12 protein-coding genes and 1 tRNA gene are annotated in these 15,000 nt (G+C 35.7%); 8 read left to right on the forward strand and 5 right to left on the reverse strand.

What is annotated here, in order from left to right:
* Window positions 1-116 precede the first annotated feature (116 nt).
* Window positions 117-914, reverse strand: a complete 798-nt coding sequence (locus RI845_RS09425; protein ID WP_348385939.1) for a MipA/OmpV family protein — start codon at window positions 912-914, stop codon at window positions 117-119.
* A 310-nt stretch (window positions 915-1,224) separates the two neighbouring features.
* Between RI845_RS09425 and RI845_RS09430 the strand changes: the two genes are divergently transcribed.
* From RI845_RS09430 to RI845_RS09445, 4 genes are all read left to right on the forward strand, one after another.
* Complete coding sequence (locus RI845_RS09430) at window positions 1,225-1,833, forward strand: paraquat-inducible protein A (protein WP_348385940.1); 609 nt, start codon at window positions 1,225-1,227, stop codon at window positions 1,831-1,833.
* Window positions 1,823-2,497, forward strand: a complete 675-nt coding sequence (locus RI845_RS09435; protein ID WP_348385941.1) for a paraquat-inducible protein A — start codon at window positions 1,823-1,825, stop codon at window positions 2,495-2,497. The genes RI845_RS09430 and RI845_RS09435 overlap by 11 nt, the downstream gene beginning before the upstream one ends.
* A 2-nt stretch (window positions 2,498-2,499) precedes the next feature.
* Window positions 2,500-5,484, forward strand: coding sequence for a PqiB family protein (locus tag RI845_RS09440; protein ID WP_348385942.1), 2,985 nt, complete (start codon window positions 2,500-2,502; stop codon window positions 5,482-5,484).
* Window positions 5,485-6,061: 577 nt separating this feature from the next.
* Window positions 6,062-7,339 carry a tyrosine-type recombinase/integrase gene (locus RI845_RS09445; RefSeq protein WP_348385943.1) on the forward strand — a complete coding sequence of 426 codons (1,278 nt, stop codon included), beginning with the start codon at window positions 6,062-6,064 and terminating at the stop codon, window positions 7,337-7,339.
* A 61-nt stretch (window positions 7,340-7,400) separates the two neighbouring features.
* Here RI845_RS09445 and RI845_RS09450 read toward each other — a convergent pair whose 3' ends face one another.
* From RI845_RS09450 to yejK, 4 genes are all read right to left on the reverse strand, one after another.
* Window positions 7,401-8,270 (reverse strand): M23 family metallopeptidase, encoded by an 870-nt coding sequence (locus tag RI845_RS09450; RefSeq protein ID WP_348385944.1) that lies wholly within the window; start codon window positions 8,268-8,270, stop codon window positions 7,401-7,403.
* Window positions 8,263-9,141, reverse strand: coding sequence for a 6-carboxytetrahydropterin synthase (locus RI845_RS09455; protein ID WP_348389524.1), 879 nt, complete (start codon window positions 9,139-9,141; stop codon window positions 8,263-8,265). Before RI845_RS09455 ends, RI845_RS09450 begins: the two co-directional genes overlap by 8 nt.
* An 18-nt stretch (window positions 9,142-9,159) precedes the next feature.
* A complete protein-coding gene (pyrC, locus tag RI845_RS09460; protein WP_348385945.1) occupies window positions 9,160-10,188 on the reverse strand; it encodes a dihydroorotase in 1,029 nt (342 codons plus the stop codon).
* 128 nt (window positions 10,189-10,316) lie between these two features.
* Complete coding sequence (gene yejK / locus RI845_RS09465) at window positions 10,317-11,414, reverse strand: nucleoid-associated protein YejK (protein ID WP_348385946.1); 1,098 nt, start codon at window positions 11,412-11,414, stop codon at window positions 10,317-10,319.
* 91 nt (window positions 11,415-11,505) lie between these two features.
* Between yejK and RI845_RS09470 the strand changes: the two genes are divergently transcribed.
* The 4 genes from RI845_RS09470 to RI845_RS09485 all read left to right on the forward strand — a co-directional run bounded on the left by RI845_RS09470 (window position 11,506) and on the right by RI845_RS09485 (window position 14,712).
* The gene (locus RI845_RS09470; protein WP_348385947.1) at window positions 11,506-11,727 is read left to right on the forward strand and encodes a YejL family protein; all 222 of its coding nucleotides are present in this window, start codon (window positions 11,506-11,508) and stop codon (window positions 11,725-11,727) included.
* Between the two features lie 21 nt (window positions 11,728-11,748).
* Complete coding sequence (locus RI845_RS09475; protein WP_348385948.1) at window positions 11,749-13,440, forward strand: DUF3413 domain-containing protein; 1,692 nt, start codon at window positions 11,749-11,751, stop codon at window positions 13,438-13,440.
* Window positions 13,441-13,558: 118 nt separating this feature from the next.
* Window positions 13,559-13,635 (forward strand) — tRNA-Pro (locus tag RI845_RS09480).
* A gap of 519 nt (window positions 13,636-14,154) precedes the next feature.
* Window positions 14,155-14,712 carry an NAD/FAD-utilizing enzyme gene (locus RI845_RS09485; RefSeq protein ID WP_348385949.1) on the forward strand — a complete coding sequence of 186 codons (558 nt, stop codon included), beginning with the start codon at window positions 14,155-14,157 and terminating at the stop codon, window positions 14,710-14,712.
* Window positions 14,713-15,000 lie beyond the last annotated feature (288 nt).

Raw genomic sequence — 15,000 nt, forward strand, 5'->3', positions numbered from 1 at the left:
GGGGGTCGTCAGGGAGGAAGGAATGGCAAGTAAACAAGGATTGTATCTTTACTTTTGAGTAAAAATAAAAAAAGGTCTCTACTGAGACCTTTTTATATAAACTAATATAAACGCTATTAGAATGTGTAAGTAGCACCAAATAATGCGGTAGTACCTGAATCTTCCATTCCTGCGCCACGATTTGTTGGAGCGTCAGCAATTGCATCACCGTAAGATGTTGCTAACACTGCACCAATCAATGTCCATTTAGGCGCGATGTTGTATGTACCAACTAGGCCAACAGAAACGTTTGTTGTACTCTCGCCACCTGAGAATATTGGGTCACCAGAATTTGCATTTGCGCCATAGTAGAAGTAATTAACTGAATCTTCTGATAGTGATTCAGCTTTTACCATACCAGTAAGTGTACCTTTAGCTGATGCCAAGAACGTATAGCTCGCAGTAATGTGCATTTCACCACCGCTGTCTTCTTCAGAAGAACCTAATAAAGATGCATCTAATTTGAACATGCCAGATTTCCATTGAGCACGAACACCAGCTAAACCGGTATCGTCAACTTCATGGCTTGTCCAAGGACCATCGCCGCGGTCATAACCTTTTCGTGATTGAGCAACTAAACCTAAACGGAAGCCAGTATCAGCTGGTTTCCAAGCCCACCAACCAAGTTTGTTGTATTCAAAGTAAAATGTATCGTTGTAGCTTACATTTATTAATGGTACGCCTGTAGATTCTGTGTCATCAACACCGGCAAATGTAGGTGCATTCACCACACCTAGACCAACAGATGCTTTCCAACCCGATTTAGCTTCAGTTGGAGTGTCTGGCACATCACTCACGCTACCTGCAACACCAGAGCCACCAGCCATAGCTGAAGTTGACGCTAATAATAGCGACGTAATTAATAGTTTTTTCATTTTATTATCCTTAAAGACAAATACAAACCTAGGTTAAAGGCTAATTATTTTTATAAGGGAATTCATTTAATTCCTCTTGATATTAAGTATTAGTTCAAAACGTAAACTATGCAAGAAAATATAAGTAAAAATTACAAATTTCTAAGAAAAATCATAAAGTTGTAATCGCTTGATTACAAACCAGTTTGTTTATTGAGCTAAATCAAGTGGATTAAAATAAATATATGCATATAAAGCTTGCCTAATCTCTGTTTATTAATACAATCATATACATAGAAGTTCAAATACATATTATTGGGGCGACACTACTTTGAATCAAACGCAATTTGCTTGTTATGAGTGCGATACTTTAATAACAGTCACTTCGATAAATGAAGGGGAGATTGCTAGTTGCCCAAGATGTCATCATCATATTTTAGATAAAAAACATGATTCAATTAACCGTACTCTCGCAATAAGTGGTACGGGGCTTTTATTGTTTATACCTGCTGTTTTTTTTCCATTAATGTCTATGCAATTATTGTCAGTAGAAAGTTCTGCAAGTTTAATATCCGGAATAGCGGCACTTTGGCAAACCAAGCTTTACTTTGTTGCAACCTTAATTTTTCTATTTTGCGTGTTATCTCCTTTAATAAAATTAACCGCTGCTTTTGTTGTTACTTTGGGTTTTAAACACAATAAACATCAGCATCCTTTCTATAAACAATTGTTATTGTTCTATCATCATGTTGATAGTTGGGAAATGTTAGAAGTGTTTTTGATAGGCATTTTGGTGTCTATTATAAAGCTAAAAGACATGGCTGATTTATCCTTTAATCTAGGACTGTTGTGTTTCAGTGCTTTTATGCTTTGTGTCTTATCTTTAAAAATCACGTTAGACAAGCAAATGATCTGGGATGATCTAAACTATGAGCGCTGATCAAAATACAACTGTGCATGACATTCAGACAGCTAAATCTAAAGGTTTGGCACAATGTCATGTCTGTAAACTGTTAGTCCGTGTTGAAGAAACAGTAGATAACTATTGCCCACGGTGTGATAGCAAGATTCATATGCGTATTTATGACTCTTTACAGCGCTGTTGGGCGTTGACCATTTGTTCGCTAATAGCGTTTATCCCTGCCAATGCCTATCCTATAATGACTATTTTGTACTTTGGTAAAGGCCAACCCGATACAATTTTGTCTGGCATAATTTTGTTACTTAAACTTGGCATGTATCCAATTGCAGCCATTGTATTTATCGCCAGTTTTGTTGTGCCATTAGCAAAAATCATAGGTTTGTTTGTATTATTAGTCTCATTAAAAAATAAATCTAAATTTACCAAACAGCAAAGAACCAAGATGTACAGATACATCGAATTATTTGGTCGTTGGTCAATGCTTGATGTTTTTGTCGTGGCATTATTGGTCGCGTTAGTTGAAATAGGAGCTGTCGTTGAAGTTGTGGCTGGGGCAGGAGCAACGGCTTTTGGACTGATGGTGATTTTAACTATATTTGCTGCTAATAGCTTTGATCCTCGCTTGTTATGGGACGAGGAAAACGAAGAAGATGCTTTTAATAATTTAACAGAAGAAAAATAAATATGAGTGAAGAACAAGCTGTAATTTCAAATAAATCGCCAATTTCATCCATATGGTTATTACCTGTTTTGGCTGCTTTAATTGGTTTATGGTTATTATTTAAATCTTTCAGCGATGCTGGTGTTGATATCATAGTAAAAACAGACAGTGCTGATGGCATCGTTGCGGGTAAAACTGAAGTTCGCTACAAGGGTTTTCCAGTTGGTTTAGTAAAAGCTTTAGATTTAGAAGACCTCAATACAGTATTAGTGTCTATTGAAGTTAATAACAGCGTCAAAAAATATCTTTCTGAAAATACATTGTTTTGGTTGGTAAAACCAAAAATTAGTTTGTCTGGTGTATCTGGTCTCGATACTGTTATAACGGGTAACTACTTTGAACTTTTGCCAGAAGAAGGCAATACATTTGTTAAAGAGTTTGTCGCTTTAAATGAGCCACCACCAAAGTCAGAAGATGCGCCAGGGTTACATGTTACCCTTCATGCGAAAGAGCTAGGCTCAATAACACATGGGAGCAGTATCTATTTTAAACAAATTAAAGTTGGTGAAGTGTATGGGTATGATTTTTCTGACGATAAAAGCCATATAAAAATCCATTTGTTAATAGAAGAACAGTACAAAGATTTGGTTAAATTAAATTCTCGCTTTTGGAATGCCAGTGGTATTGAGATGGCAGGGGACTTATCTGGATTTAAATTGAGAACTCAATCTTTATCATCGATTATAGGAGGCGGCATCGCCTTTTATACACCAGAGTTAGGCGACACTAAAACAAAAGTAGAGAACTTTACTGAATACCCTTTATTCGAAGGTTTTGATGAAGCAAAGTCCGGCATTATCGTTAAGATGAATTTTCCTCGTAACAGCGGTATAAAAGCTGGGATCACAAAAGTGATTTTTGAAGGTGTTGAAGTTGGTTTAATAGAGGACTTTGTCTATAACCAGGCAAAAGGAGGTGTAACAGCTACCGTATTATTTGATCCTCGTTTAGAACCTTATCTATTAAGCAATATGGAATTTTGGTTAGTAAAACCACGTATAAGCCTAGCTGGAGTTTCTAACATTGATCGCTTGCTTAGTGGTACTTATGTATCTTTTAGACTCGGCGATGGTGAGCCTAGTCGCGAGTTTGATGTATTACCATCAGTACCTGCTTTAAAATATACTGAAGAAGGCCTGCACCTTAACATAGTTGCCAACAGTGTTGATTCATTATCGTTTGGCTCTCCGGTGTTTTATAAAAACTTACAAGTAGGTAGTGTCCAGGATCATAAACTGTCTGATAATCAACGTTTCTTTAACGTTCATATTCATATTGAAAAAGAATATGCGCACTTGATCAATTCAACATCAGTTTTCTTCGAACAAGGCGGTGTTGAAGTGACAGGATCTTTAAAAGGTTTCACGGTTAAAACATCTCCTATACAGTCGATGTTAATTGGTGGTGTCTCTTTTCATACTGTCGATTTTGACAACGTCGAAGCGGTTAAGAATGGGGCTTCTTTTGATTTAAACAGAAATTTTGAAGATGCGTTAAATACCGAATTAGTAACGATTATTGCGGCTAATAAATATGAGCTTACGCCAGGCATTACTAAATTAATGTTTGCGGATAAACAAATAGGTACGATTAAAGACATCAAGCCAAGTTCCGACTTAAAGTCGTCAATCTTAACTATTGGTTATCATCGAGATTATAAAGAATTATTTAAAGAAGATTCAAAAATTTGGATTGTTGAGCCTAAATTATCTAGTGGTAATTTAGCCGGTTTCAGTGCATTAATCTCAGGAACATTCATACAAGTTAAACCTGGTAACAGTGCTAAATATAAAAACAGCTTTAAACTGTTAGCTAAAGCACCGCCATCTTCTGCTGAAGATGAGGGCTTACAACTGGTATTTAAGTTGAAAACTGCCGGTTCAATTGAAAAGGGCACGCCAATTTCTCATAAGAAAATGGTTATCGGTATAGTTGATTCTGTTAATTTTAGTGCTGATGGAAAACACATAGAAGTGGCTGCAACTATAGCTGATAGTTTTAGATACTTAGTTAGTAACAGTTCTCAGTTTTACCAAAGTAGCGGTATTAGAGCCCATGCAGATATGACAGGCATGACCATACAGACTGAAAGCTTGCAAAGCATCATTCGTGGCGGCATTGCTCTTGATAACGAACGAGCAAATTTAGACGATTTGGCTGCAGAAATGGCCGAATTTATCCTACATCCAAACTTTGACACGATGAACCAATCAGGGAAAGAAGTAAGTTTAGTATTTAATGAAGTGGTTGATATTAAAGTGAACGCTAGCGTTCAATATGCGGGTCATATTGTTGGCCATGTTATGTCAGTTTCCCTTAACGATGAATTAACTCAAACCAAGTTATTGCTAACATTAAGCAAAAGTCATCCGCAATTAAGCGCTACAGACACAAAGTTCTGGTTGGTTAAACCGGAAGTTAGTGTGGCAAGAGTTGCCAATGCCAAAGCTTATTTTACAGGTAATTATATTGGCGTTTTACCTGGTAACGGTGAAGATGAAACAAATTTCATAGGTTCAATTAGTGAGCCGGCAACAACGACAAAACCAACTGGAGTTAATATCGTATTAACCAGCGATGTTAAAGGTTCAATTAATATTAATAATCCTGTCTATTATCGTCAGGTAAAAGTTGGCAGAGTGTTAGGCGTAAATCTAAATGAAAATTCAGATGGTGTTTATGTTTATATAAATATTGATGATCAACATAAGCATTTAGTTAATAACAAAACAAAGTTCTATAATGCCAGCGGAATAAAAATCGATGCAGGTTTATTTTCAGGCGTTAAAGTAGACACAACATCCATAGATGCCATTTTAGCCGGCGGTATAGCATTTGCGACGCCGGAAGATAATGACGCAACGGTAATTGAAGATGGTCACATATTTAAACTGAATGCCGAAGCTGAAGAAAGTTGGCATAACTGGAAACCTCAGCTTAATAGATAAAACAGCTTATTATGTATATTATGAATTTTATAAAACAAAATATAACTGTAATTTTTTTCAGCATTTTATTGTTTATTTTTGGAAAAATTCTATTAACAGAGAGTCAGCAAATCGTGAATTGGGGTGCGTCTGCTTTATTTTATATGATCGGTTTCCATTGGATTTTGGCTTATTTCACCAATAGTATAATGTTCGCACCGTATGTCACCCTTAAAGCTGAAGGAAGTGATGGTAATAAATTTGTTAGATTAATTTTTATGTTGTTCGGATTTGTGTTTTGTATAGCTGCAATTATCAAATGATACATTCATTACGAAAATTATTCCGACGCTTATGTGGCTGTATATATGAAGTTTACGAAAACTGATAGGTTTGTATTTGGGAATATAAGTGATTGTAAATAGACATAGAAGCGTATATAGACTCATAAGGGCATCTTTATTACATTAAAATGTCCGTTAATGTTAATTAGTGGACATTTGGTTTTAAACTATTTAACATAGGCTCTAACGCTGCTACTTAATTAAATTTAAGAAATGGCGTTTTAATCAATAATAATAACTTCGGTGCTTTTACTATGTCAGATGTTTTCAACGCTGAGCCTTTATTCGATTCTCATCGATATTTCCAACTTATTCATAAAAACACTTTATTCTGTGATGACAACCCAACCGTTAAATCATTTGTCGAACTTTCTGTTAAATCTGTGCCTGATGCATTAGAAGATTATCGATATACAAAAGAGTTTCTACAATCTAAAGGACGCCGCAATGAAGCAACGTATAATTTGTTTCGCGGTGAAACTGAAAAGTTTTTATTGTGGTCTTGGCTCATTGCTAAAAAATCTGTTGTGCAATTAAAGCGCCGTGATTTAGAAACCTACATTGATTTTATTAATAAGCCTCCACATTATTGGATTGCTGATAATGTATATCGACGCTTTGATAATCGTAACGGTATTCGAGATGTGAACCCTGACTGGCGGCCGTTTGCGATTAAAATCCCTAAAGCTCAACGCCTGGATAAAATTGACCATAAACAAAAGAAGCTTAATTATAAATGTTCACAAGATACGCTTAAAGCAACGTTCTCAGTGCTTAATGTCTATTATGACTATTTAGTTACCGAAGATTATGCATTTGGTAACGCCATTGCATCTGTAAAGAAAGATTGTCCCTATTTAATAAAAGACAGTTCTTTTACCGAAGTTAAGCGATTATCAAGCTTACAGTGGGATTATATCCTTGAAAGCGCAACTAAAATGGCTGATGAAAACGAAGATCATGAACGCACCCTATTCATTATTGCCAGTCTAAAAACCCTATATTTACGTATATCCGAGCTGTCTGAACGGAGCAATTGGGCGCCAGTTATGGGCCATTTTTGGCAAGATAAAGACAAAAATCACTGGTTTAAAGTCTTTGGTAAAGGCTCTAAACAAAGAGATGTATCAGTGCCCGACTCATATCTTTTATACCTGGAACGCTACCGTGAATGCCGTGGCTTATCAGGGTATCCACTATCCAGTGAAACAGACCCTTTGATCCATAAGCTTAAAGGCTCTGGCGGTATGACTTCAAGACAATTACGACGCATTGTTCAACAGGCTTTTGACTTTGCTTACGAGCAAATGGTTAGAGAAGGTTTTAGCAATGAAGCACAAACATTAAAAGAAGCCACAACTCATTGGCTTAGACACACAGGCGCTTCTATGGACATAGATTCAAGACCATTGAAACATATGGCTGATGAATTGGGTCATGCGAGCATGGGCACTACAGATAGAGTGTACGTACAGTCTGATCATCTAGAACGAGCTAAATCAGGTAAGAAACGTCTTATTGAAAGTAAGTAAAACAATAAAGGGGTCAGTGAATTTTAACTTTCGCTGACCCCTTTAATTTAACTAGCTGCGGCTATTCAGCCGCTTTAGTCTTTTTTGGTTTAAATGTATGTGAATTGGGCAGAGTTAATGCCAATGCGGGATCCAGTCTTACATTGTGCCAGTTTACTCGCCAGTCAAGATGAGGACCAGTTGAGCGCCCTGTCGAACCGATTTCTGCAATTGGCTGACCTTGCAATACTTTATCACCAACATCAACTTTGCTTGCGCTTAAGTGTAAAAATGTTGAAGTAATCCCGTGACCGTGATCGATAATTAACGTGCCACCAGAATAAAACATATTTGGTGCCCATAGTGTGATCACTCCTGCCGCTGGAGATTTTACCGCAGTACCTTTAGGTCCGGCATAATCTAGACCGTAATGAGGATTTTTAGGTACACCATTGTATATACGTTGGCTTCCGTAAACACCAGTAATTCTGCCTGTTGCAGGCGCCTTAAAGCCATGAGCAAAATCTATATTGTCTGATGAAATCGCACGGGCAGCTCTAATTTGTATACTGTCTTTAGCAATTTGTTTCAGAGCTTCAGCACTTGGCTCCATAATTTTTTTATCAATGCCTTCAATACTTTGTACATTATATTTACGCTTGGTTGGCGTTAAATATTGCACCAGCTTTTGTCCGTCAGATTTTATAATCTTCAGTTCATGTGTTTGATCATCATCTCTAGAAAAACCTAATGTAAACAAACCATGTCGTGAGACTTTTAATGGGTCTTTATCATAATAAACTTCATTGCCGGGACTTGTTTTACCAACAACTAAACCACCTTGAGTAATTTCACCATCAAGCTCTAATGATACCTTTGCTTGTATTGATTGACTCAAACAGGCTAATAATAAGCCTGAAACAACTTTGCCTACTAAATACTTCTTAAGCACTTGCTATTGCTCCTTTACCTACACCTTCAAATGCAACAACTCTATAATCATTAGAATTGTTAGCTGCCTTTAATTGTCTGGCAATATAATCCGCTAAAAGTTCTACTGTAGAATCACAATCTACCACCTCTAGTGTGCCTTTTCGTACCGCAATGTCAAACCTTCCTTGTGGTGCATAGTAGGAAAAGTATTGGTGATCGGGTTTTAAATTAGCTTTTGCATGTTCTGACAGTTCAACTTCGTTTAATTGAATTTGATCTGAATGAGTTGCTAAATATATATCTTGCCAACGTTTACACCACATTTGCTCAAGATCGTTACTCCGATTACCATTTTCATAAATGTGGATGGTAGAACGATGCCCGTGTGCTATACGCTGGCAATTACCATCATGTTTTTTCAAACCATGGGTGTAATGATAGGAATTTCCAGGAACTTTTTCTGGTCTTAGAGTTAATTCTATACCTTGTACGTTTTCTGGAAGCTGTTGTTTTATCACAAGTTCAAGGTAACGCGTAACGTTTTCCTCATTGATAAAGTCAGTTTCTATTTGCGCGAATGCTTCACTTGGCGATTGTAAAAATAAACCGTTATCTTTTAAGTCGAAATCAACATATAAATGATTAATTCGACTTGATTTTGAGATAGAAATATCAGGGTTTAACGTTGGTAGCACTAACTTGTGATCAACACTGTTATCGATAATGGCTTTAATTTGTTTTTTAACAATACCAAAATCAAGTACCATACTTTCCGCATTCAAGTCACCAGATAAAAGTACATCAACTATCCAACTTTCACCGACAACTCCCCTTTCACTACATAAATAAGAGAAATCAATTACGGTTAAATCATTAACAAACAGTTGCATGTTTTTCATCGAAAGTACCTACTTTACTTGCCATAAAATTTTATCGTTTGCACGAATAGGAACAACTACATCGTTGCCAAACGGCATAGTAGCAGGAACATCCCAGCTTTCTTTTACTAAAGTAATTGTATCTGTGTGTCTTGGCAGCTTGTAAAAGTCTGGACCATTAAAACTTGCAAATCCTTCTAGTTTATCGATGGCATTTTCTTGATCAAATACTTCAGCATAAAGCTCAATGGCGGCATGCGCAGTGTAAGAGCCAGCACAACCACAGGCATTTTCTTTATTCGCTTGTGTGTGTGGTGCAGAATCTGTACCTAAAAAGAATTTAGAGCTACCACTTGTTGCGGCTTCAATAAGCGCTTGTTGATGGATATTACGTTTTAACACAGGTAAACAGAAATAATGTGGACGAATGCCACCAACCAACATGTGATTGCGATTAAACAATAAATGATGTGCTGTAATGGTTGCCGCTACATTTGAACTTGCACTTTTAACAAAATCTACCGCATCTTTAGTGGTGATATGTTCAAGTACAATTCTTAGTCCAGGAAAGTCTTTAACAACAGGTGTTAAAATTCTATCAATATATTCTTTTTCACGGTCAAAGATATCTATGTCATTGTCTGTCACTTCTCCGTGCAGTAATAATGGCATATCTTCAGCTTGCATAGCCTCAAGTACAGGGTAAATATTTTTAATATCAGTTACACCAGATGCTGAATTGGTTGTTGCACCAGCAGGATATAATTTAGCGGCATAAACAATACCACTTTCTTTACACGCTTTGATGTCTTGAGCAGTAGTGTTATCAGTTAGATACAAAACCATTAATGGTTGAAAATGCTCAGTTTCGTTAACCGCTTGAATTCTATCATGATATTCTCTAGCTTGGTCAGCGTTCATCACAGGGGGCACCAAGTTCGGCATAATGATTGCTCGGCCGAAATAACGGCTAGTATCTTTTACGGTATCTTTAAGTACATCACCATCGCGTAAATGTACATGCCAGTCATCTGGACGGGTAATTGTTAATGTAGTCATAGTTTCCAACTTATTCAGCTTACAATTCGTAAGCAAATTTTAATTTTATACTGTTGTCGATCCTAGCTCGCCTTATTTATTAAGACAATAAAATCAACATTTTATTACACATTCATATAATCAATTAACTAAAATTGATTCGTAGTTTCTTGCTGATATTGGCTTTCTTCTTGCTTTTGCTTTTGCTTTTCATCTTCAGCAGCGGCAAGTAGTTTCATTAACTGATCTTTTAAGTTTGGTGGAACTTTATGAATCGTTAACGAACCTTTTAATGGGTTGTAGGTAACGTCTGTTCCAAAATGAGAGCGTTCAAAGCTCACGCTGATTCCTGCACCAAATCCAGAGTATTTTGTTACTTTATTAATAACGGCCTGATCGTGCGGAAACGTATGTTCGATTTCATATTCATTTTCTTTACAAAAATTAAAGAACTCATCACCATTATCTTCATGGGGTATTGCTTGTGACAATTCTTGTAAATCAACTTCTTTACCCGTTTGTTGCTGTTCCTTACAGTAAGAAAGTAACTCTTTACGTGTATTTTGCTTTTCTTCAGGGTTTAGCTGATTAACACTTACAAAATCTTCTACCGCTTGTACTAAGACCTGCGATTGTTGTTTAGGGTCAACGCCCTCTTCACAGCCTAAAAAGTCTAAAAAGAAGTCTGATACTTTACGACCAGCACGCCCTTTAATAAAGGATATATAACGAGCTTTATCTGGTGAGTCAGCATAGTCAAATAAATCTATACGGGCAGCGAGTTGCATTTTAGAGCTATCAATATGTTGGTCAGCGGCTATATTTAGTTCACCATCTACATAATAATGTTCAGTAACTGGTAATAAACAAACAAATAAATAGCGACCTCCAAGCATTTCATAGTGACAAGTAACTAAATAGCCTGTTTCTGCAAGATCATATTTTTCTAGTTCTTGTTTTAACCTGATACAGGCTTGATTAGAAAACGGAATAAATTGCTCTTGATCATCTAAGTAATCTTGCATTAATTTTTTAAATGGCTGTGATACGTCTTCAGCAGGTTCATCTTTAAAAGAACCGTAGGCTTTACTACCCTTGCTGTTATAAGTATTGTGAAGAGATTCAACGAAGTTTGTAATTTTTTCATTGATGTCAATTAGCCCTTTACTTGATGTAATTTTAACATCAGAGCTATTTTCTGCTTTAGTTAGATAATGCAGATCGATATTGGTTATAATTAAACTCATAATAATTGGTCAGTGTTAACTTGTGTTAGGTTTTGATAAACTAAATGCTATTAAACTAAAAACCCTGTAAAAGGATGTAATTTAAAAAATAATGCCTATTGTATCTAAATATTCTAATGAACGTGTAGAAAAGATTGTTCAAGACTTAATTGATGTTCTCGTTAATGAAGAAGCCTCTACGGATCTTGCCTTAATGTGTCTTGGTAACACATTATCAACGATAATAAATAATCAAGTACCAGAAAATCAAAGAGACGCTATTGCTAAAAACTTTGCAAATGCATTAGCTAAATCAACAAAAACAATAAAATAACAAAATTTCAAGAATATTTATATGGTTACTACAGAAAATAGTTCATACAGTAAAAAACTATTGCATCTTATTAGTTGGGGACATTGGTTCACCTTCTTCAATATAGGTGCTGCATTATTAATCGCTATAATATTTTTGGATGCAGAAGGCATACCTGAACAACTAATTGGTAAAATTTATATGCTTACTAATTGGTTGAGTCACATGGCTTTTCTAACGTTTATCACCTTTGTACTTACTGTATTTCCGTTAACCTTATTGTTTCCCAAAACTCAATTTATACGAGGCGCAGCTTCTTTTATATTCAGTTTTGTCCTTTGTTTATTAGTTGTTGACGGTTTTACCTTTGCAGAGCTTGGTTATCACATAAACACAGATTCCAGCTCGCAAATATTTGCATTGTTAAAGGAAAAGTTTCAATCTGGAACTGTCTCTTTAACAACGTTTAATTGGATAATATTTATTGCTATTTTATTATTTCAATTAGTTATGAGTAATTATTGTTGGAGACACCTTAAAGAGTTACAACAACGAAAAGCGCCTAAATATATTGTGGCCGCGCTTGTTTCATCATTCTTTATTTCTCATTTAATTCACGTTTGGGCTGACGCCAAGCTTGAATACAGTGTATTAAGACAAGATACTGTTTTACCTTTTTCATATCCATCAACGGCTAAAACATTACTTACTAAATATGGCTTATTTGATCGTGCCGATTATGAACAGCGTAAAAACAACCCCTTTTCGTTTACCAATAAAGCTCCTGCTTACCCTGAACTAACACAAGAGTGTAAGGCGTTAACGGGGCCTCAAAGTTCTACATTTTTAGTGTTAAATGATAAAGTGTTAACTGAGAAACAACTTAAACAATTCAATCAAAGCTCTGGCATCAAAGGTAGCAATTTAGTTAACTATATTGACAATGCCAATAGTCATGATGCTTGGTTTAACTTGCTTTATGGTTTACCAACAATTTATCAAGAAGACATGAAAGACCAGCAGTCAGTACCTATTCTACTGCAACAAATCAAAGCAGCTAAGCTTGATACATCAATTAATGTATTTGCAAATGAAGGGCAAAATACAAGCTTACCATTATGGCTTTCTAAATTATTTAACCATCAAAGCCAATATGAAGATATTTCAAGCTTTCTATTTGCAGATAAACTCAATGGTTTAAATGCTGGTTTACATGTTTTTTATTTTTCAGGACAAACTGATTATCAATATGAATTGTTTGTAAATGCATTGCTGCTTGCTCAACAGCAGAAAGAGTTAAAGGATATTATATGGCTTAGCTCTCTAGGTAATGTAACAGACAAAACATCGTTAACACCAAAGCCCGCACTGTTTATATTTCCTGAACAACAAAGTCGCCCAATTACTGAATTAACAAGTGTTATGGATGTTCAAACAACGTTAATGAGAAATTGGTTTGGCTGCCGCTTGGATTACAAGCGCTACAGTAACGGCCATAACATATATCGAGTCCGCGATGATAGGTTATTCGCCAACACAACAGAAAATGGTTTGATGGTGATCAAAAAGGATAAAAATTTGTTTGTTGATCAACAAGGAAACTTTGAAACATATTCTACTCAGCTAGATACGTTGATCAGTGAAGATTCTGATTTTCCGATGCTTATTGATGGTGTGAAACTAATTAACTCTTTTAGTTTGAAAAATAAACCTACTGAAAAGATTAATAATTAAACAATCAATCACTTAAGTTAAATTTTAACTATGCATTAGTTAAAAACTTAATTACTATTGAAGAGTCATTTATATGGCTCTTTTTTATTTATAGATGAACATTAAAATTGAATATAGTCGGGGTGTAGCGCAGCCTGGTAGCGCGTGCGTCTGGGGGACGTGAGGTCACAAGTTCGAATCTTGTCATCCCGACCAATTCAAAGAAAAAATACAACAATCTGCTCTCTTTCAAAAAGGTCACAAGTTTCTTATATAGACATCCCGACCAATTCAAAGAAAAAATACAACAATCTGCTCTCTTTCAAAAAGGTCACAAGTTTCTTATATAGACACCCCGACCAATTCAAAAAAAATTATAAAACAAAATACTCTCTATCTAAAAATGGTCACAAGTTTATTGTATAGATATCCCACCAATTCAAAAAAATTATAAAACAAAATACTCTCTATCTAAAAAATGGTCACACGTTTCTTATATAGACATCCCGACCAATAAACCTCGATAAACAATACAGTTCACCGTTTAATATCAGTTAAATTCTCTTATTTTATTTACCTGCTATACTAATACTAAGTCCAATAAAATAAGAGAATTTATTGGACTTAGTATTAATTAAGCATTCATTAAATAATGTTTATGCTAAGTTGTGCACTCTTCCCAAACCGCACTTGTTTAATGAATATTATTCAACACTGAACAACGCGGAGAACCTTATGGTACGCCATTATTATTTAAGCAATGATTTGGACGAATTAGAAGACGTTGAAAACGAGCTTCTAAAAGAGGGATTTACAACACCGCAAATGCACGTATTAAGTGAAAATGATGCGGAAGTACAAAAACACCATCTACATGAAGTCGAATCGGTATTAAAAAAAGACGTGGTCCACTCCACTGAAATAGGTGCTTTAGTGGGCCTTGTCGGTGCGGTATTGGTTTTACTCACTGCCTATTTGTTAGGGTGGACAAATGGCGCAGCCGGTTGGATGCCGTTTATCTTTTTATCGGTAGTAGTGCTAGGTTTTTGTACCTGGGAAGGTGGTTTTATTGGCATTCAACGCCCTAATGTTGAATTTGTACGTTTTCAAAAAATGTTGGCCGAAGGTAATCACATATTTTTTGTTGATGCCGAACCGGAACAAGAGCCATTATTGAAAAGGTTAATGAAAAATCATCCTAACTTAATTGTTGAAGGGCTTGGTGAAGCTACCCCGAGTTGGGTAGTTAGAGGTCAGGATAAGTACCACGACTTCATGAAAACAATGCCTTAGCAGTAAAACGCTTTACAATTGATATCCCTTAAGGGATAACATTCGAATGAATTCAAACCAACCTTACTTTATCAAAGGTTGGTAAGAATTTATTCGCTCACTTCTTAACCCCTAATCTTACCAAATACTCAAAATCATTTTAAAACCGATATTTCAATTACTTGTGGTCAAATAGCGAAAATAGACTATGTTTAATAATAATAAATATTATTTGGTCTTTTCGTAGTATGTAGTGAAAACCCTAAATAAATAATTAGCACTGAAAGCGCCATTGTACGCATTAATAAC

Source organism: Thalassotalea nanhaiensis (assembly GCF_031583575.1).
In the GTDB taxonomy this organism is placed as follows: Bacteria; Pseudomonadota; Gammaproteobacteria; order Enterobacterales; family Alteromonadaceae; genus Thalassotalea_A; species Thalassotalea_A nanhaiensis.